This window comes from Nocardiopsis sp. NPDC049922, from assembly GCF_040660275.1.
Taxonomy (GTDB): domain Bacteria; phylum Actinomycetota; class Actinomycetes; order Streptosporangiales; family Streptosporangiaceae; genus Nocardiopsis.
Map to the genome: position 1 here is coordinate 352060 of NZ_JBFAME010000002.1, position 18184 is coordinate 370243.

Genomic DNA, 18184 nt, shown 5'->3' on the forward strand with positions numbered 1-18184 from the left:
TGACCTTGTCAACCACCCGATGTGCTCCAGGCCGCCGAACGGCCGCCGCGAACCCGCCCACGAGCCCCTTCTCGCCCCATCCGTCCCGCGCGTTCCACGGGGAAGATGTCCCGAACTTCGTGCGAGAGCACGAAACTCGGACTTTTTCGACATTCCCCCCTTGCCAGTGTTGACAAGATCACACGGTCTGGAGTTAGAGTCCCTCCATCCGCCATACGGAAACAACCCTCTGCACTACGAAAAACACCCGGTAGCTCTGTGGGAACATCCGAGAGACGTGAGCGGGTAGGGACCCCTCACGGGAGTGACCGCACCCACCGGACACGGGAGAGAACACATGCCCGAGACCAACGCGCGAGAGCCGGACCGGACCGCCGATCCGGGTCTCGCGCGCCTGAACGCCCTGTCACGGCAGGACCTGCGCGTCGAACTCGCCCAGGTCCTCGACATCGACCGCTGGGTCGACGCCGTGGCGGAGCAGGCGCCCTACGCCGACCGGCGCGCCCTCACCGAACTCGCCGACAAGCACGCGCGCGAGATCACCGGGGACGAGGTCGCCTCAGCGCTGGCCCGCCACCCGCGCATCGGGGAGAAGGCCGAGGGCAAGGGGACCGAGGCGCGGTGGTCGCGCGGCGAGCAGTCCGCGTTCGCCGCCGACACCGACGACGCGTCCCTGCGCGTGCAGCGGATCTTCGAGTTCGCCCAGGGTGAGTACGAGGCCCGGTTCGGGCAGATCTACCTGGTCTGCGCCAGCGGCCGGTCCAGCCGTGAACTGCTGGCCGACCTCGTCGCGCGACTCGACAACGACCTCTCCAGCGAACTGCGGGTGGTCGCCGAGGAACTGCGCAAGATCGCCGGACTCCGACTCGACAAACTCCTGGACGCCGCATGAGCCACGTGACCACGCACATCCTCGACGCGTCGCTGGGACGCCCCGCCCGCGACGTCCCGGTCCGCCTGGAGGCCGCCGCCGACGCGGAGCGCACCTCCTGGAAGACCGTCGCCGAGGGCCGCACGAACGACGACGGGCGCGTCCCCGACCTGGGGCCCGACCAGCTCGCCGCCGGCTACTACCGGGTCGTCTTCGACACGGCGGCCTACTTCGCCGCCACCGGTCAGAAGGGCTTCTACCCGGAGGTCACCATCGTCTTCGACCTGGCGGACGAGGACGCGCACTACCACGTGCCGCTGCTGCTGAGCCCGTTCGCCTACTCGACCTACCGGGGTTCCTAGCCCGGCCCCGGTCGCAACCGCGAAGAAGGGAGCCACGACACGCCCCACATCCCGTAGCGAAGACACCGACCCTCTTCGAGTGCGTGATAGGTCCTTCCGCATGTCCACAGCGGTCCTCCCTCGTGCGCACGGCACGGGCGCGCGGCGCCCGACGCGAAACGACGTCATGTACACACATGAGATGGAGTACGCCCTGATGGGTATCCGACTCGGAGACAACCAGTACGGCAAGGCCGAGGTCCGCCTCGTCCACGTCAACCGCGACACCGCGGTCCACCAGATCAAGGACGTCAACGTCACCTCGCAGCTGCGCGGCGACCTGGAGACCGTCCACACCGTCGGCGACAACAGCACGTGCCTGCCGACCGACACGCAGAAGAACACCGTCTACGCCAAGGCCAGGGAGTGGGGCGGCGTCGGCGCCATCGAGGACTTCGCGCTCGGGCTCGCGCGTCACTTCGTCGACGAGCACGAGTACGTGCACGGCGCGCGCCAGGAGATCCAGGAGTACTCCTGGGAGCGGATCGCCACCTCGCACGGCCCGCACGACCACGCCTTCTCCCGCAGCGGCGCCGAGACCCGCACCACCGTGGTCAACAAGGACGGCGACCGGGAGTGGGTGGTATCCGGCTTCGAGGGCCTGACCGTCCTCAAGTCCACCGGGTCCGAGTTCCACGGGTACCCGAAGACGAAGTACACCACCCTCAAGGAGACCGACGACCGGATCCTGGCCACGGACGTCACCGCCCGTTGGCGCTACGTCGGCACGGACCTGGAGTTCGACAAGCTCTACTCCTCCATCCGCGCCATCTGCCTGGAGGCGTTCGCCGAGACGCACAGCCTCGCCCTCCAGCAGACGCTGTACGAGATGGGCAAGTCCGTCCTGGAGGCGCACCCCGAGGTCGCCGAGATCAGGTTCTCCATGCCGAACAACCACCACTTCCTGGTGGACCTGTCGCCGTTCGGCCTGGACAACCCGAACGAGGTCTTCTTCGCCGCCGACCGTCCCTACGGCAAGATCGAGGCCACCGTCGAGCGCGACGACGCTCCCGACGCCGGTGACGCCTGGAAGGCCGTCCCCGGCTTCGTGTAACGAGCCCGCCAGTCCCGGGGCCCGCGCACCTCGCCGGCCGGGTCCCGGTCCCCGCCCCGCACCCGCGGGAATCCCCGTTCGAGGCACCGCCTCGCGAGCCGCGCACCGACGCGGCGACACACCGCTCCTCGGCGTGCCCGGACACGGGTGCCGAAGCGGTGGACACCACCGGGCCCGCGCGCCCGAGAAACCGGTCACCCCCACCGGTGGCCACCCAACGCAAAGGCTGGAAACTGGCCATGTCGAACAGTCCGTCCGCGAAGGACTCGGCCACAACGAACGCCTCATCCCCCACCCGCCCCGAGGACGAGAAGCTCCCGCTCCGGTTGCTGATCGTCTACGGGTTGCAGCACATCTTCACCATGTACGCCGGCGCGGTGGCGCCGGCCCTGGTCATCGGCGCCGCCGCTGGACTCGCGAACGAGCCCGCCGCCATGGGCATCCTCGTCAGCGGAGCACTCCTGGCCGCCGGAATCGCCACTCTCCTCCAGACCGTCGGACACCGCCGCCTCGGCGCGCAGATGCCGATCGTGGTCGCCTGTTCCTTCGTCCCGGTCAGCGCCATCACCTCGCTGGCGGCCGGAGAGGCCGGGGAGAACCTGCCCGTGGCCTTCGGCGCCTCGATGGCCGCCGGCGTCTTCGCCCTGGTGCTGACCCCGTTCTTCGGGCAGCTGATCCGCTTCTTCCCCCCGATCGTCACGGGGACGATCATCACCGTCATCGGGATCAGCCTGATGCCGGTCGCCGCCCGCTGGATCATGGACGGCGGGACCCGGACCCTGGAGGACGGGTCGACGGTGGCCGCGGCCCCGCTGTCCAGCCTCGCGCTCGCCGGGTTCACCCTCGCCGTCATCATCCTCGGCTCCCGGGTCCTCCCCGGCATCTGGGGACGCCTGTCCGTCCTGCTCGGGCTGGTCGTGGGCACGCTCGTGGCGGTGCCCTTCGGGATGGCCGACTTCAGCCGGGTGGGTGAGGCCGACATCGTCTTCAACCCCGCGTCGGTCTTCTACTTCGGCGCGCCCCGCCTCGAACTCGCCGCCGTGCTGACCATGTGCGTCATCATGCTGGTGGTGCTGACCGAGGGCGCCTCGCACCTCATCGCGGTCGGCGAGATCACCGGGTCGAGGGTGGACGCCAAACGCATCTCCGCCGGTCTGCGCGCCGACGTCAGCGGCTCCATCATCGGCCCGATCTTCAGCGCCACGCCCACCAGCTCCTTCGCCCAGAACATCGGACTGCTGGCGCTCACCGGGATCCGCAGCCGGTTCGTCGTCGCGACGGGCGGCGTCATCCTGCTGGCGCTCGGCCTGTTCCCGATCCTGGGCGGGGTGATGGCCGCGCTGCCCGCCCCGGTGCTGGGCGGCGCCGGGCTCGTGCTCTTCGGCAGTGTGGCGGCCAGCGGCGTCAAGACCCTCGGCAAGGTCGACTTCACCAACAACCTCAACCTGGTGCTGGTCGCGACGTCGATGGGCGTGGCGGTCATCCCGCTGGCCTACCCGACCTTCTACGCCTTCCTCCCCGAGTCCGTGGAGCTGATCGCGCACTCGGGCATCATCGGCGCCGCCCTGGTCTCGGTGCTGCTCAACATCTGCTTCAACGTCGTCGGGCGGACGTCGGACGGGGGTTCCCCGGCCGCGATCGACACCGCCGAGATCGGCAGCGCCGGTCCGGGCGAGGCCAAGTACACCGACCAGGCCGGTGCGGCCCACCGCGGAGAGGAGCCGAGGGCCGCCGACGGTCGAGAGGGCTGACCTCTCCCCGAAGCGACGCGACGGCGCCGGGTCCGGCCGGACCCGGCGCCGTCGGCGCGGTCAGGCGCCGAGGGTCGGGTAGTCGGTGTACCCGCGGTGGTCGCCGCCGTAGAAGGTGGCGCGGTCGGGCTCGTTGAACGGGCCGCCCGCCTTGATCCGGGCGTCCAGGTCGGGGTTGGCCAGCCAGGCGGCGCCCAGGGCGACCGCGTCCGCCAGATCCTCCTCCAGCGCCTGGGTCGCGCGCGCCACGTCCAGGCCCGCGACGGGGTTGTACACCAGGGTTCCCGCCCACTCCTTGCGCAGACGTCGGCTGGTCTCGACCGGCCCCACGCCCATGATGTGCAGGTAGGCCAGGTCGGCCTGGTTCGGCAGGGCCGACAGGAGCGTCAGGTACTGCTCCAGGGAGTCGCTCTCGGTGATGCCGTTGGCGGTGTTGGCCGGGGAGATCCGCAGGGCGGTGCGGTCCGCGCCGATGGTGTCGGCGACGGCGTCGACGACCTCCACCGCGAACCGGGCCCGGTTGGCGGCGCTGCCACCGTACCCGTCGGTGCGCTGGTTGGCGCCGTCGGCCAGGAACTGGTGGATCAGGTAGCCGTTGGCCCCGTGCAGCTCCACCCCGTCGAATCCGGCGGTGATCGCGTTGCGGGCGGCGGAGACGAAGTCGTCCTGCGCCTCGGCGATGTCGGCGGAGGTCATCTCGCGCGGGACGGGGTGGGGGACCATGCCCGAGCCGTCGAACAGGGACTCGCCGGTGGCGATCGCGGAGGGGCCGACCGGAAGGCCTCCGTCGGGGTACAGGCTCGGGTGGCCGACCCGGCCCGAGTGCATGATCTGCGCGAAGATACGGCCGCCCCTGGCGTGGACGGCGTCGGTGACCTTCCGCCACGCCTCGACCTGCTCGGCGGAGTGCAGGCCCGGGGTGTTGATGTAGCCCTGGCCGCGCACGCTCGGCTGGACGCCCTCGGTGACGATCAGTCCGGCCGAGGCGCGCTGGGCGTAGTACTCGGCGACCAGGTCGTCGACCAGGCCGTCCCGGTAGGCGCGAGAGCGGGTCATCGGAGCCATGAACAGGCGGTGGGGGAGTTCGTCGCGGCCGATGGTGATGGGCTCGAACAGCTGACTCATGTCGTCTCCAGGTCGTGTGCGGGGCGCCGCCCCTCGTTGACGACACCGACGTTAGGGAGGAGCGCTCACCGTCCCCTTGCCGTCGGCTGTCCGCCCGCGGACAGCGCGGTCGCCCGACCCGACCGCCTCGTCCGGATAGGCTGCCTCGTATGCGATTCGGCGTGTTGGGACAGCTCGCGGTATGGACCGACGACGGCGCTCCCGTCACCGTTCCCGGCGCCAAGGTTCGCGCCCTCCTGGCCCACCTGCTCATCCACCGGGGAGCCTGGGTCTCCGCCGACCGGCTGAGCGTGGACCTGTGGGAGGATCCGCCGCCCGACCCGACCGCCGCCCTCCAGACCGCGGTGTCGCGGCTGCGGCGCGCCCTGGATGCGGCCGAGGCCGGGTACCGGGCCCGCGTGGAGTCCGGGCCGTCCGGCTATCGGCTGCGGGTCGATGCCGAGCGGCTGGACGCCGCGCGGTTCGAGGAACTGACCGGGCGGGCGCGCGGAGCCGCTCCCGAGGAGGCGGCGGACGTCCTCGGCCGGGCGCTGGAGCTGTGGCGCGGCCCAGCCCTGGCCGACCACGCGGACGCCCCCTTCGCCCGACCCGGCATCGCCCGGTGGGAGGAGTTGCGGCTGTCGGCCGTGGAGGACCGGATCCGGGCCCGGCTCGACCTCGGCGAGGACGCCGCCCTGGTCGCGGAGCTCGACGACCTGGTGAACCGCGAGCCCCTGCGCGAACGCCTGCGCGCCGCCCACATGCTGGCCCTGTACCGGGCCGGGCGCCAGTCCGACGCCCTGGAGAGCTACCGGCGGATCCGCGACCTGCTGGCCGAGGAGGTGGGCGTGGATCCCGGCCCGGAACTGGTCCGGCTGCACCAGGACATCCTCGCCCAGAGCCCCGCACTCGCCCGTCCCGGGGACGGGCGGACCGGCGAGGAGCCGACCGCGCGCCCAGCACCGGTCGAGCCGAGGGGCGAACGCGCCGCGGTCGCGGCGCCGCCCCGGCTGACGGGGAACGTTCCCGCCCCGCTGACCGAGGTCATCGGCCGGGAGGAGTCCGTGACCCGGGTGCGCGGCGACGTCGAGCGGTTCCGCCTGGTCACTCTCGTCGGGACGGGCGGGGTCGGCAAGACGACGCTCGCGCTCGCCTCGGTGCGCCCCGCTCCCCCGCCCTCCTCCGCCGTGTGGTTCGTCGAACTCGCCGGTCGGGACGCCGACACCACCACGCCGGAGAGCGTCGCCGAGGACATCGCGACCGTCGTGGGCCTGTCCGACGAGGGCTGCTCCCCCGGCCAGCGCTCCTCGGCGTCCCGCCTCGGCCAGTGCCTGGGCACCGGTCTGCTCGTCCTCGACAACTGCGAGCACGTGGCCGGTCCCGTCGCCGCACTGGTGACCCAGCTACTGCGCTCGGCCCCCGACCTGCGGATCCTGGCCACCAGCCGCGAACCCCTGGGCGTTCCCGGCGAGCGCCTCCACCAGGTCCGGCCCCTCGACCTGCCAAGGGAGGCCACCCCCGAGGCCCTGTCCGCGTCGACGGCGGTCGAACTGTTCGTCCAGCGCGTGACCGCGTCCCTGCCCGGGTTCGCCGTGGACGCGGACAACGCGGACGCCGTCGCCGCGATCTGCCGCCACCTGGACGGTCTGCCGCTGGCCCTGGAGCTGGCCGCGGCGCGCGTGCGCTCCCTCGGCGTGCACGAGCTGGCCGCCCGTCTGGACCACCGCTTCCAGGTCCTGGGCAGCGGCGGGTCGGGCCTGCACGCACGCCAGCGCACCCTGCACGCCCTCGTGGACTGGAGCTGGCAGCCGCTCGGCGACGACGAACGGGCCGTCCTGCGCCGCCTGTCGGTGCACGCCGGGCCGTTCTGGCTGGACAAGGCGGAGGCGATCGCCGGACTCGCCCCGGAGGGGGCGCGCGCCATCCCGACTCCGGCCGTGGCCGGGCTGCTCGCCTCGCTCGTGGACCGGTCCCTGGTGGTGGTCGAGCAGGACCCGTGGGGTACCCGGTACCGGCTCCTGGAGACCATCCGGGCCTTCGCGCGGGAGCGTCTGGTCGAGGCGGGTGAGGAGACCGCCGCCGTCCACGCGCTGGCCGCGTACCTGGCCGAGGAGTCCGCGCAGTTCGAGCCCCGGCTCTTCGGCTCCGACCGCGAGCAGGGTCGCTGCCTGGAGTGGCTGGACCACGAGACGGCGAACCTGCGCACGTCCGTGGAGTGGGCCGCCGCCCAGGGGGAGTCCGGATTGGCGCTGCGCATCACCGGTTCCCTCGGCTGGTACTGGTACCTGCGCGGCCGTTACCGGGAGGGCCACCGGCTGCTGTCGCTGGCCCTGGCCGCCCCGGGCGGGTCGACCGACGCCGAACGCGCCGCCGGACTGCTCTGGCACGCCGCCCTGTCCTTCGCGGACACTCCCAGTCTGGAGGCGGTGGAGACGGCGCGGGCCGCGATCGACCTGGCCGCACGACTGCCGGACCCCGCCGCGCTCGCCCGGGCACGCGCGCTCCTGGTCTTCATGACGCGCACGGCGGAGCTGGAGGGGGCGCGCGTGGAACTGCCGGACGAGCAGTTGGAGGAGGCCCTGGCGGTGTTCGAGGCCCGGTCGGACCGGTGGTGGCGGGCCTTCGTCCTGCACATGCGCGGTTGGCGGGCGCTGCGGCGCAGCGAACTGGCCGAGGCCGGGCGCGACGGGCGGGAGAGCCTGGCGGTGTTCGAGGAGCTGGGAGAGCCCTGGGGGCTGGTCCGCGCGGGCAACCTGCTCGGCGTGCTGGCCGGGATCGAGGGCGACTACGCGGAGGCGGCGCGGCTGCACGGCGACGCGCTGGAGCAGGCGGAGCGGATCGGACTGTGGCCGTCGGTGGTCGAGGAGCACACCCGGCTCGCGCGGGTCCACCTGCTCAACGGGGACCTCGACGCGTCGGACGAGGCCAACCGCCGTGCCATCGCCGTGGCCACCGAGCAGGGCCTGCCGGATCGGGCGCGGTTCGCCCGTGCGGGTCTGGGCCTGAGCGCGCGACGACGCGGGCGTGTCGGGGAGGCGGAGGAGCTCTACTCCGTGGTCCTGGCCGGCCACAGGGAGGACGGCTACCGGCCGGGTCTGGCCTTCACCCTGGCCGAGCTGGGGTTCTGCGCCGAGATGCGCGGGGACGCGCGCGCCGCGCGGGAGCGGCACACCGAGGGGCTGGACTTCGCCCGCCAGAGCGACGACCCCCGCGCCGTGGCCCTGTCCCTGGAGGGGCTCGCGGGCGTGGCCGCCGTCGAGGGGGACGGCACGCTCGCCGCACGGCTCCTGGGCGCGGCCGCGCGCACCCGCGAGGACGTCGGGGTGCCGCTGCCGCCCGGTGACCGGTTCGACGTCGACCGCCTCACCCGGGCCCTCAACGGGTCGATCGGCACCGCCAGGGCGGACCAGGAGTTCGCGCGGGGCCACGCGGCCGGGACCGAGGCGGCGATCGGCTGGGCGCTGGCCGACATCCCCGTGGGCTGATCCGGACGACGACCGACCACCGCGCGCGGGCGGTCGACGCGCCGTGTGCGCTCCGGTACGGGGTGTGCGCACCGTGCACGCCGTGGCCACATCCGGCCACGGCGTGTGCGCGTCCACGGCGCGGGGAAGCGGGCCCCACCTGCCCAAGGGGTCAAACCAGGCGTCTCGTCACGACGGACACGCTGCGTTAGACGGATTGACAGGATTTACGACATTCCTTAGCAATGACGCCAAATGTCCGACGCCTCACCCCCCGCTCCACGGAGGCCGTGTCATGCGTTCCCCCACCCCCCGAAGAATCCTCGCCCCCCTCGCCGCCGGAGCGCTGTTCCTCGGGCTGCTCAGCCCCGCCAGCGCCGAGACCGCCGACGACCCCGCCCTGTACGAGGTCAGCGGTGTGTCGACGGCTCAGGAACGGACCGAGATCGCCTCGACCGGCGCGGCGATCGACGACGTCAGCGCCGACTCGGTGCTCGTCACCGCGACGGCCGAGACCGCCCAGGCCATCGACGACCTCGGATACGAGGTCACCGAGTTCAACCCGCCCACCACCCAGCTCGCCCCCGACAACGGGTACACCACGTACTCGGAGCTGAGGGACGTCGTGGACCGGGTGACCGCCGAGAACCCGGGCATCGCCGCCCAGTCGGTGTACGGGTACTCCTACCAGGGGCGTGAGCTGATCGCGATCAAGATCAGCGACAACGTCGGCGCCGACGAGAACGAGCCCGAGGTCCTGTTCACGCACTCGCAGCACGCCCGCGAGCACCTGACGGTCGAGATGGCCGTCTACCTGATGGAGCTGCTCACCGGCGAGTACGGGTCCGACGCACGGATCACCGACCTGGTGAACGACCGGGAGATCTGGATCCTGCCCAACGTCAACCCCGACGGGGCCGAGTACGACATGGCGGGCTCGTCGTGGCGGTACTGGCGCAAGAACCGGCAGCCCAACCGGGGTTCGTCCTACGTCGGCACCGACCTCAACCGCAACTGGGACTACAACTGGGGCTGCTGCGGCGGCTCGTCGGGCAGCACGTCGAGCAGCACCTACCGGGGCGCCTACCCCGAGTCCGCACCCGAGGTCTCGCAGGTCGCCGACTTCGTGCGGAGCCGGGTGGTGGGCGGCGAGCAGCAGATCACGTCCGCGATCGACTTCCACACCTACAGCGAGCTCATCCTGTGGCCGTTCGGCTACACCTACGACGAGGTCACGAACGGGATGAACCGCGACGAGTACGACACCCACGAGGCCCTGGGCACGTACATGGCCCAGGCCAACGGGTACACGCCCCAGCAGTCCAGCGACCTGTACGTGACGGACGGGACGATCAACGACTGGCTGTGGGGCGACCAGCGGATCGTCAACTTCACCTATGAGCTGTACCCGAGCAGCTACTGGGGCGGCGGCTTCTACCCGCCGTCCTCGGTGATCGAGCGGGAGACCTCGCGCAACCGGGAGGCGGTCCTGCGCCTGCTCGACTACGCCGACTGCCCGTACCGCATCATCGGCGAGGAGGACGCCTACTGCGGCTGATCCGCTCGACGGCAAGGTGGCCCCGGCGCGCGATCGCGCGCCGGGGCCACCAGCCCGTGGATTCCTCGGTGAGCATCACCCTCACGCCTCCAGGGTGTTCAGAGATCGAACACCAGGAGGTCACCATGAGCATGCCCCTGACCGACATCGATGACGGGGCACTGGCCAAAGCCGCCGCCATCCTGGGCACCTCGACCCCCGAGGAGACGGTCAACGCCGCACTTCGGGAGGCGGCCGAATGCGCCCGACGGCTGTCCGCCCTACGAACAGGCGCCCATGTGGTCAGCCCCGGTACACCTCCCGGCGGTGACCCACGTGAAGGACGAGAACCGTGACGATCCCGTCCTGAAGGTCGGCGATGATCCGGTAGTCCCCGACCCGATAGCGCCAGAGGTCACCCAGTCGGTTGCCCTTCAGAGCGTCTCCGAGCGCCCGCGGATCCTCCGAGCCCGAGATCCGGTCGTCCAGGAACCGGAGGACTCTTCGCGCGGCCTGTCCGTCCAGCTTGCGCGGTTCACGCTTGGCGTCATCGTGGAATTTAACTCTCAGGAGCGTATTCGTCCATCACGTCCGAGAGCGGCGTCGTGCCGCTCCGCCCCGCTCGCAGGTCCTCAAGTCTGCTCTCAGCGAGGTGGATCTCCTCAAGCTCATCCAGGTGAGCGACGATCGCCTCTCGGGCGTAGAAGCTCTTCGACCTGCCGGTCTTCCTGGCCAGGGCTTCGAGTCTCTCCTCGATCTCCGCCGGAAGTCGCAGTGCCAACATGGTGAACCTCCCTGGTCGCTCCACTGATAGCACAGCCAGGAAGATTGAGACCCCGAACACACGTGAAGTCCCGGCGCGCGATCGCGCGCCGGGGCCGTGGAGACAGGGGCCTCAGCTCCGGGTCAGCAGCCGGCCGGCGGGGGCCTTCAGGTCGACGTCCGCACCGCGCAGGATCGTGCGGCGCACCCGGCCCACCAGGTCGGCGCCGTCGTAGGCGCTCACCGGGTTCTTGTGCTGCAGGTCGCGCGCGACCACGTGCAGCGCCTCCTCAGGGGCCACGATCGCGAAGTCCGCGTCGCCTCCCTCGACGATCGACCCCTTGCCTTCGACCCCGGCGACGCGCGCCGGGCCCGAGGACATCCACCGCACGACGTCCACCAGCGGCACCCCGCGCCGACGCGCCTCGGTCCACATCGCGCTGAAGCCCACCTGGAGCCCGGACACCCCGCCCCAGGCCGTCCCGAAGTCCCCCGTGTCCAGGTCCTTCAGGTCCGGCGTGCTCGGCGAGTGGTCGCTGACCACGCAGTCGACGAGGCCGTCCGCCAGCGCCCGCCACAGCAGGTCGCGGTTGGCGTGGCCGCGGATCGGCGGGCAGCACTTGAACTGGGTGGCCCCGGCGGGGATCGCCTCCGCCTCCAGCGTCAGGTAGTGCGGGCACGTCTCCACGGTCAGCGGCACGCCGTCCGCCCGGGCCTGGGCGATCAGCGGCAGCGCCGAGGCGCTTGACAGGTGCAGGATGTGCGCCCGGGTCCCGGTCCGGCGCGCGGTCTCGATGACCAGCGCGATCGCCTCGTGCTCGGCCTCGTCCGGGCGCGAGGCCAGGAAGGCCGCGTACTCGCGACCCGACGCGGCGGGCGCCTCGTCCAGGACCGAGGGGTCCTCGGCGTGCACGATGATCTGACCGCCGAACTCGCCGATCGCCTCCGCCGCCGTGCGCAGCTGGTCGGGCGACAGGTGGCCGAACTCGTCCACGCCGGACGGCGACAGGAACGCCTTGAACCCGTACACGCCCCGCTCGTGCAGCGCCCGCAGCTCCTCGGTGGTCCCGGGGGTGCTGTTCTCGGGCACGGCTCCGCCCCAGAACCCGACGTCGACGGCGACCTGGTCGCGCGCCACGGAGCGCTTGACGTTCAGGCCGTCCACGGTGGTGGTCGGGGGCACGCTGTTGAGCGGCATGTCGACGATCGTGGTGACACCGCCCAGCGCGGCGGCACGCGTGGCGCTGGCGAAGCCCTCCCACTCGGTGCGGCCGGGCTCGTTGACGTGCACGTGGGAGTCGACCAGGCCCGGCAGCAGCACCTCGTCGTCGGCCAGGACGATCTCCCTGGCGGCGCTGGCGGGGGCGTCCGCGCCCGGCAGGACGGCGGCGATCCGGCCGTCGGTGACGGCGACGGTCACCGGCCGCTCGCCCTCGGGGGTGACGGCGCGCCGGGCGCGCAGAACGAGGTCGTGGGTGGTCATCACTGCTCCTGTCCGACTCGGCGGGTGGCCAGGCCCAGCAGGGTGGCCGTGTCCGTCCCGGTGTGCTCCTGGACCTCGGCCTCGTCGAGCGCGCCGCAGCGCAACCCGTTGACCAGGGCCGACGCCAACGCCTGCGCGGTGGCGGGCTCGTCCATGACGCCGCCGGCCACGGCGCCGAAGTAGGCCTTCAGGCGGGCCGCGGCGGGGGCGAACGCCTCCCGGTAGAAGGCGTAGACCGTCAGGAACCGCATGGGCAGGTGGCCCGGGTGCATGTCCCAGCCCTGGTAGTACCCGCGTTCCAGGGAGCGCCGGACCAGCCCGGCGTGCAGCCGCCAGGCCTCGTGGACGTCGGCGCGCCCGCCCACGGGCAGGACGTTGCTGCCCCCGTCGGAGAGCCACACGCCGGTCCCGGCGGCGGCGACCTGCATGACGGCCTTGGCGTGGTCGGCGACCGGGTGGGCCAGGCTCTGGTAGGCGGCGGTGATCCCGCAGGCCGCGCTGTAGTCGTAGGTGCCGTAGTGCAGGGCGCTCGCGCGGCCCTGGCTCGCACCGATCATCCGGGCCACGGCGACGGTGCCGTCCTGGAGCAGGATCGACTGGGGGGTCTCGATCTGGAGCTCGAACCGCAGGCGGCCCTCGGGCAGGCCGAACCGCCGCTCCAGCCGGTCGCAGACCCAGGCCATGGCCTCGACCTGCTCGACGGAGGTGATCTTGGGGAGGGTGAGGACGAGGTTGTCCGGCAGGGAGCCGTGGCGCTCCAGGAGGGTCTGGAGGAACAGGGTGAGGCTGCGGACGCCGCGGTGCCGTCCGGCGGCCTCCATGCCCTTCATCCGGATGCCGAAGTAGGGGGTGGCGGTGCCCGCGGCGAGGTCGGCGCAGAAGGCTCCGGCCGCGGAGGTCACGTCGGCGTCCTCGGCCTCGTCACCGCGGTTCCCGTAGCCGTCCTCCAGGTCGGCGCGCAGGTCCTCGATCGGCTCGCGGGTGAGTTTGGCGCGCACGCGCGGCAGCGCCTCGGCGACGGCGGACTCGCCCAGTCCGGTGACCTCGGCGAGGTCGGCGGCCTTCGGGGCGAACTCGTCGAGGGCGTCCAGGGCCTCGCGCCCCCAGTCGGCGGCCAGGCCGGGGCGGATCCGGTCAGCGGGAACGTAGACGGTGTGCACCGGCTGGCGCGCGGTGTTGGCGCCGGGGTACTCACGGGCCAGGCGCGCGTCGGCGTCGGCCAGACGAGCGTCCAACGCCGTGGTGAGCTCGTCGAGGGACAGGGGGTCCTCCGCTGTCACGTTGCGGTTCCTCTCCGTAGGGGTGGTTCGGCCTCCCGAGGGAAGGCCCACCAGAATTCCTATATGCGGATGTTAACTTCTACGATTCGGAATAACAAGAGTTCAGCGGTGTCGGGAGTGCCCCCGATCGCCCCGACCCGTGGCGCTTGGGGCAGCGCTACGTGACCACGCCGTGCTATAGAGGACTCAGAGATGGGAAGTATTTTTCGTATCGCAGAATAAAGACCGTGACCTCAAGCGGCCTTCACAGGGGAGCATGACCGTTGTCAGCCTCGCAGACCACCCAGACCGACACCCCGCCCCTACCTGAGGAGACCAGTAGGCGCGGTCGTTCCGGTGGGGTGCAGTCCCTCGAACGGGCCTTCGCCCTGCTGGAGATCATGGCGGAGGCGGGCGGTGAGACCTCCCTCAGCCAGCTCGCCGAGTCGTCCCAGCTGCCGCTGCCCACCATCCACCGGATCATCCGGACGCTGGTCGGCAACGGGTACGTACGACAGCTGCCCTCGCGCCGCTACGCCCTCGGCCCCCGGCTCATCGGCCTGGGCGACAAGGCCTCCCAGATGCTCGGCACCTGGGCCCGCCCCCACCTCGCCCACCTGGTCGAGGTCCTGGGCGAGACCGCCAACCTGGCGATGCTCGACGGCGACAAGGTCATCTACGTGGCGCAGGTGCCCTCGCCGCACGCCATGCGCATGTTCACCGAGGTCGGCCGACGCGTCCTGCCGCACTCGGCCGGGGTCGGCAAGGCCCTGCTGTCGCAGCTGAGCGACGAGGAGGCGCTGGCGACCGTGCGCCGCACCGGCATGCCCGCGGCCACCGACCGGACCATCACCAGCCCCGAGGAGTTCGCCGCCGAACTCCAGCGCATCCGCGAACGCGGCTTCGCCATCGACGACGGCGAGCAGGAGATCGGCGTGCGCTGCGTGGCGGTTCCCGTGGAGGGCGCGCCCTCCCGGATGGCCGTGTCCGTCTCGGGCCCGGACCGTCGCGTGACCTGGGAGTTCGTCGAGCGGGCCGCCCCGCTGGTCCAGGAGGCCGCCCGCACCCTGGCCTCCGACCTCAACCACCAGACCTGACCCTCCCCGAACGCAGGGCGGGCCGTGACCCGGAAGGGTCACGGCCCGCCCTGCCGTTTCCGGGCCCGCGCCGCGCCCAGGAAGGCTACGTCGGCTGGTCGAAGCCCAGCTTCCGCAGCTGCTTGGGATCGCGCTGCCAGTCCTTGGCCACCCGCACGCGCAGGTCCAGGAAGACCCGCCGCCCCAACAGCCCCTCGATCTGCTTGCGCGCCCGCGAACCGACGTCGCGCAGCCGCGACCCCTTCGACCCGATGACGATCGCCTTCTGGCTGGAGCGCTCCACGTACAGCGAGGCGTAGATGTCCACCAGCTCCTTGCCCGGCCTGGTGTTCTCCCGCTCGGTCATCTCGTCCACGACCACCGCGATCGAGTGCGGCAGCTCGTCGCGCACACCCTCCAGCGCGGCCTCGCGCACCAGCTCCGCCACGAGCATCTCGTCGGGCTCGTCCGTCAGGTCGCCGTCCGGGTAGAGCGGCGGCCCCTCGGGCAGGTGCGAGCACAGCACGTCGGTCACCGTGTCGAGTTGGAAGCCGCCCTCGGCCGACACCGGGACGATGTCCGCCCAGTCGCCCAGCTCCTGCACCGCCAGCAACTGCTCCCCGACGGCCGCCCGGTCGGCCAGGTCGGTCTTGGTGACCAGGGCGACCACCGGCGTGTTGGTCTGCTCCGCCAACTCCTTGGCGATGTAGGTGTCGCCCCGGCCGATCGGCTCGTTGGCGGGCAGACAGAACGCGATCACGTCCACCTCGACCAGGGTGGACCGCACCAACGAGTCCAGCCGCTCCCCGAGCAGCGTGCGGGGCTTGTGCAGACCGGGCGTGTCCACGATGATCAGCTGCGCGTCGGGCCGGTGGACGATCCCGCGCACCGTCCGCCGGGTCGTCTGCGGCCGGTTGCTGGTGATCGCCACCTTCTGGCCGACCAGCGCGTTCATCAGCGTGGACTTGCCCACGTTGGGACGGCCGACGAAGCAGGCGAACCCGCTGCGGTAGCCCTCCGGATGGGAGGGCGGGGGCAGCGGAAGCCGCAGCTTCTCCAGGTCGAGGTCGTTCATCTTTCCTTCTCAGCGCCGGGTGATGCTCGCGGGCACCCCGTCGGGGGCGGCGATCACCACCACCTGGGTCTTCAGGTCGTCCGCGACCGCGCGGTCGTCCTCGTTCAGTTCCTTGGCCTCGGTCACCACCACCGCCGCCTCCAGGGCGGAGGCCTCGCTGGACACGGCCGCGGCGACGGCCGCCTGCAACGCGGTGAGCCGGAGCGAGGGCAGCGACACCGTCGTGGCGACGTAGGTGCGCCCGGTCTCGTCGCGTACCGCCGCGCCCTCGGCCGCCGCGTTCCGGGCCCGGGAGGCCCGAGCGAGGGTGATGAGCTTGCCGTCCTCGGGGCCCAGCCCCGTCGTGTCCGTCACTGCTCCGTGCTCCTTACGTCCTCGTTCTTCCCCTGGCCCCCGGGCGCCCCGTCATCGTCCGGCAGGCGCTCCACCAGGGCCGTGGTCAGACGGTTCCGGCGACCGCCCCGACCCTCCAGGGTGAGTCTGAGACCAGCGTATTGCGCCTGCGCACCACCCGCGGGGACCCGGCCCAGCACGTACGCGACCAGACCGCCGACGGTCTCCACCTCCGGAGCGTCCAGGTCCAGGTCGGGGAAGAGCTCGGCGAGCTCCCCCAGCGGCAGGCGGGCGGTCACCCGCACCCGCGAGTCGTCGAGCCACTGCACCGGCGGGATCTCGTGGTCGTACTCGTCGGTGATCTCCCCGACGATCTCCTCCACGATGTCCTCCAGCGTCACCAGGCCCGCCGTGCCGCCGTACTCGTCGATGGCCACGGCGACGTGGTTGCGCTGCTGCTGCATCTCGCGCAGGAGTTCGTCGATCGGCTTGGTGTCGGGGACGTAGGTGGCCGAACGCATCACGTCCGCGGCGGTCATCGGCGGCTCCACGCCCCCGCCCGCGGTCGCCGACCAGCGGTCGCGCAACCGCTCCACGAGGTCCTTGAGGTAGACGATGCCGACCACGTCGTCCTCGTCCTCACCCGTCACCGGGATCCGCGAGTAGCCGCTGGCCAGCGCCAGCGACAGCACCGCGTCGGCGTCCGCGTCCCGGTTGGTGAACACGATGTCGGGCCGCGGCACCATGACCTCGCGCACCGAGGTGTCGTCGAGCTTGAACACCGAGTGGATCATCTGGCGTTCCTCGGGGTCGATCACCTCGCCCCGCTCGGCCAGGTCCACGAGCTGGCGCAGTTCCACCTCGGTGCTGAACGGGCCCTCGCGGTCCCCCTTCTCCCGAGGGGTGAGCGCTCGGCCCAACCCCACCAGGAGCTGGGCGACCGGTCCCACCGCGAACTGGAGGGGCCGCACGACGGCCGCGCTCGCCAACGCGATCGGCCCGGCGAACTGGCGGCCGAGGATGCGCGGCGCGATCGCGACGAACACCGACTCGACCACGACCAGCACGACCAGGGTCAGGACCAGCGCGGGCCAGCCCGGCCCCAGCAGGACCACCATGCCCGACGCGGTGGCCAGCACCACGCACACCTCGGTGACCACACGCAGGAACAGCAGGACGTTCAGGTGGCGGCCGGGGTCGGCGGCCACGCGCGCCCACCCGGGGGCGGCGCCCCGCTCACCGGACGTCTCGGGCAGCCCCACGGAGGCCACCCGGGTGACCGCCACCTCGGCGGCGGCGAGGAACCCGGCCACGGCCGTCAGCAGCAGGGCGGCGGCGAACGCGCCCGCCCACAGGACGGGGTCGCCCGCGGCCCACGGCTCCGTGGTCGACGCGGCGTTCATCGGTCGCTCTCGTCTCCCCCGGACGCGATCGCCTCCCGCTCACGCCAGGCGGAGAGGATCTCGGCCTGGAGACCGAACATCTCCTTGTGCTCGTCGGGCTCGGCGTGGTCGTAGCCCAGCAGGTGCAGGATGCCGTGCGTGCACAGCAGGTCGATCTCGGCCTCGGTCGAGTGCCCCGCCGTGCGGGCCTGGCGCTCGGCGACCTGGGGGCAGATGATCACGTCACCGAGGACGCCCGGCTCGCTGGTGCGGCCGGGGCCCCCGGGACGCAGCTCGTCCATCGGGAAGGAGAGGACGTCGGTGGGACCGGGCTCGTCCATCCACCGCACGTGCAGGTCCGTCATCGGCTCCTCGTCCACCAGCACGACGGACAGCTCGGCCAGCGGGTGGACGCGCATGGCGTCGAGCACGTGCCGAGCCAGGCGGGAGAGTCGCTCCTCGTCCACGGTGGTGACGCCCGACTCGTTGGCGACGTCGATACTCATCGGTTGCGGCTGCCTCACTTGGGAATCGTCATGGCCGAGCGGGGTGGCCGCCCGGCGGCGCGTCGCCCTCGCGTCCGCGCCGGGACGTCCGACGCCGATGGGCCCGCACCACGGCGGGCCCATCAG

General features: G+C 72.0%; 17 protein-coding genes. 8 read left to right on the forward strand and 9 right to left on the reverse strand.

All coding sequences use genetic code 11. The annotated features are described in order from the left end of the window. Positions 1 to 337 precede the first annotated feature (337 nt). The 4 genes from uraD to AB0I72_RS05820 all read left to right on the forward strand — a co-directional run bounded on the left by uraD (position 338) and on the right by AB0I72_RS05820 (position 4077). Entirely contained in the window at positions 338 to 892 is a 555-nt protein-coding gene (uraD, locus tag AB0I72_RS05805; protein ID WP_358563416.1) for a 2-oxo-4-hydroxy-4-carboxy-5-ureidoimidazoline decarboxylase, read from the forward strand. Then, complete coding sequence (gene uraH, locus AB0I72_RS05810; RefSeq protein WP_358563418.1) at positions 889 to 1233, forward strand: hydroxyisourate hydrolase; 345 nt, start codon at positions 889 to 891, stop codon at positions 1231 to 1233. Before uraD ends, uraH begins: the two co-directional genes overlap by 4 nt. A gap of 196 nt (positions 1234 to 1429) precedes the next feature. Beyond that, on the forward strand, positions 1430 to 2326 hold the full coding sequence (pucL, locus tag AB0I72_RS05815; RefSeq protein WP_358563755.1) for a factor-independent urate hydroxylase: 897 nt from the start codon (positions 1430 to 1432) through the stop codon (positions 2324 to 2326). A gap of 239 nt (positions 2327 to 2565) precedes the next feature. Continuing rightward, positions 2566 to 4077, forward strand: coding sequence for a nucleobase:cation symporter-2 family protein (locus AB0I72_RS05820; protein ID WP_358563420.1), 1512 nt, complete (start codon positions 2566 to 2568; stop codon positions 4075 to 4077). Between the two features lie 60 nt (positions 4078 to 4137). Here AB0I72_RS05820 and AB0I72_RS05825 read toward each other — a convergent pair whose 3' ends face one another. Further along, positions 4138 to 5202 (reverse strand): alkene reductase, encoded by a 1065-nt coding sequence (locus tag AB0I72_RS05825; RefSeq protein ID WP_358563422.1) that lies wholly within the window; start codon positions 5200 to 5202, stop codon positions 4138 to 4140. A 149-nt stretch (positions 5203 to 5351) separates the two neighbouring features. Between AB0I72_RS05825 and AB0I72_RS05830 the strand changes: the two genes are divergently transcribed. The 3 genes from AB0I72_RS05830 to AB0I72_RS05840 all read left to right on the forward strand — a co-directional run bounded on the left by AB0I72_RS05830 (position 5352) and on the right by AB0I72_RS05840 (position 10538). Then, complete coding sequence (locus AB0I72_RS05830; RefSeq protein ID WP_358563424.1) at positions 5352 to 8666, forward strand: BTAD domain-containing putative transcriptional regulator; 3315 nt, start codon at positions 5352 to 5354, stop codon at positions 8664 to 8666. 274 nt (positions 8667 to 8940) lie between these two features. After that, positions 8941 to 10203, forward strand: coding sequence for a M14 family metallopeptidase (locus AB0I72_RS05835; protein ID WP_358563426.1), 1263 nt, complete (start codon positions 8941 to 8943; stop codon positions 10201 to 10203). Between the two features lie 68 nt (positions 10204 to 10271). Then, positions 10272 to 10538, forward strand: coding sequence for a type II toxin-antitoxin system VapB family antitoxin (locus tag AB0I72_RS05840; RefSeq protein ID WP_358563428.1), 267 nt, complete (start codon positions 10272 to 10274; stop codon positions 10536 to 10538). On the opposite strand, the gene AB0I72_RS05845 is transcribed toward AB0I72_RS05840, so the two are convergent. The 4 genes from AB0I72_RS05845 to AB0I72_RS05860 form a co-directional block, all read right to left on the reverse strand. Then, positions 10486 to 10752, reverse strand: coding sequence for a type II toxin-antitoxin system RelE/ParE family toxin (locus AB0I72_RS05845; protein WP_358563757.1), 267 nt, complete (start codon positions 10750 to 10752; stop codon positions 10486 to 10488). The two genes, AB0I72_RS05840 and AB0I72_RS05845, sit on opposite strands and share 53 nt — an antisense overlap. Continuing rightward, the gene (locus tag AB0I72_RS05850; protein WP_358563430.1) at positions 10742 to 10966 is read right to left on the reverse strand and encodes a TraY domain-containing protein; all 225 of its coding nucleotides are present in this window, start codon (positions 10964 to 10966) and stop codon (positions 10742 to 10744) included. Before AB0I72_RS05850 ends, AB0I72_RS05845 begins: the two co-directional genes overlap by 11 nt. 111 nt (positions 10967 to 11077) lie before the next feature. Next, the gene (gene allB, locus AB0I72_RS05855; RefSeq protein ID WP_358563432.1) at positions 11078 to 12427 is read right to left on the reverse strand and encodes an allantoinase AllB; all 1350 of its coding nucleotides are present in this window, start codon (positions 12425 to 12427) and stop codon (positions 11078 to 11080) included. Next, positions 12427 to 13707, reverse strand: a complete 1281-nt coding sequence (locus AB0I72_RS05860) for an aldolase (protein ID WP_358563434.1) — start codon at positions 13705 to 13707, stop codon at positions 12427 to 12429. Before AB0I72_RS05860 ends, allB begins: the two co-directional genes overlap by 1 nt. A 341-nt stretch (positions 13708 to 14048) precedes the next feature. Here AB0I72_RS05860 and AB0I72_RS05865 point away from each other — a divergent pair, with 341 nt between their 5' ends. Continuing rightward, entirely contained in the window at positions 14049 to 14783 is a 735-nt protein-coding gene (locus AB0I72_RS05865) for an IclR family transcriptional regulator (protein ID WP_358563759.1), read from the forward strand. Positions 14784 to 14868: 85 nt separating this feature from the next. On the opposite strand, the gene era is transcribed toward AB0I72_RS05865, so the two are convergent. From era to ybeY, 4 genes are read right to left on the reverse strand one after another with little or no spacing between them, the layout of a single operon-like run. After that, positions 14869 to 15837, reverse strand: a complete 969-nt coding sequence (era, locus tag AB0I72_RS05870; protein WP_358563436.1) for a GTPase Era — start codon at positions 15835 to 15837, stop codon at positions 14869 to 14871. 9 nt (positions 15838 to 15846) lie between these two features. Beyond that, on the reverse strand, positions 15847 to 16191 hold the full coding sequence (locus tag AB0I72_RS05875; protein ID WP_358563438.1) for a cytidine deaminase: 345 nt from the start codon (positions 16189 to 16191) through the stop codon (positions 15847 to 15849). Continuing rightward, positions 16188 to 17573 (reverse strand): CNNM domain-containing protein, encoded by a 1386-nt coding sequence (locus tag AB0I72_RS05880; protein WP_358563440.1) that lies wholly within the window; start codon positions 17571 to 17573, stop codon positions 16188 to 16190. The genes AB0I72_RS05875 and AB0I72_RS05880 overlap by 4 nt, the downstream gene beginning before the upstream one ends. Continuing rightward, positions 17570 to 18058, reverse strand: a complete 489-nt coding sequence (gene ybeY, locus AB0I72_RS05885) for an rRNA maturation RNase YbeY (RefSeq protein ID WP_358563442.1) — start codon at positions 18056 to 18058, stop codon at positions 17570 to 17572. Before ybeY ends, AB0I72_RS05880 begins: the two co-directional genes overlap by 4 nt. Positions 18059 to 18184: the final 126 nt, after the last annotated feature.

What these genes read in the sequence shown, in the direction of transcription:
- pucL (WP_358563755.1), top strand. Translation starts at nt 1,430, where the DNA reads ATGGGTATCCGACTCGGAGACAACCAGTACGGCAAGGCCGAGGTCCGC.
- AB0I72_RS05880 (WP_358563440.1), bottom strand. Translation starts at nt 17,573, where the DNA reads ATGAACGCCGCGTCGACCACGGAGCCGTGGGCCGCGGGCGACCCCGTC.
- allB (WP_358563432.1), bottom strand. Translation starts at nt 12,427, where the DNA reads ATGACCACCCACGACCTCGTTCTGCGCGCCCGGCGCGCCGTCACCCCC.
- uraD (WP_358563416.1), top strand. Translation starts at nt 338, where the DNA reads ATGCCCGAGACCAACGCGCGAGAGCCGGACCGGACCGCCGATCCGGGT.
- era (WP_358563436.1), bottom strand. Translation starts at nt 15,837, where the DNA reads ATGAACGACCTCGACCTGGAGAAGCTGCGGCTTCCGCTGCCCCCGCCC.
- AB0I72_RS05830 (WP_358563424.1), top strand. Translation starts at nt 5,352, where the DNA reads ATGCGATTCGGCGTGTTGGGACAGCTCGCGGTATGGACCGACGACGGC.
- AB0I72_RS05835 (WP_358563426.1), top strand. Translation starts at nt 8,941, where the DNA reads ATGCGTTCCCCCACCCCCCGAAGAATCCTCGCCCCCCTCGCCGCCGGA.
- AB0I72_RS05820 (WP_358563420.1), top strand. Translation starts at nt 2,566, where the DNA reads ATGTCGAACAGTCCGTCCGCGAAGGACTCGGCCACAACGAACGCCTCA.
- AB0I72_RS05850 (WP_358563430.1), bottom strand. Translation starts at nt 10,966, where the DNA reads ATGTTGGCACTGCGACTTCCGGCGGAGATCGAGGAGAGACTCGAAGCC.
- uraH (WP_358563418.1), top strand. Translation starts at nt 889, where the DNA reads ATGAGCCACGTGACCACGCACATCCTCGACGCGTCGCTGGGACGCCCC.
- AB0I72_RS05825 (WP_358563422.1), bottom strand. Translation starts at nt 5,202, where the DNA reads ATGAGTCAGCTGTTCGAGCCCATCACCATCGGCCGCGACGAACTCCCC.
- ybeY (WP_358563442.1), bottom strand. Translation starts at nt 18,058, where the DNA reads ATGAGTATCGACGTCGCCAACGAGTCGGGCGTCACCACCGTGGACGAG.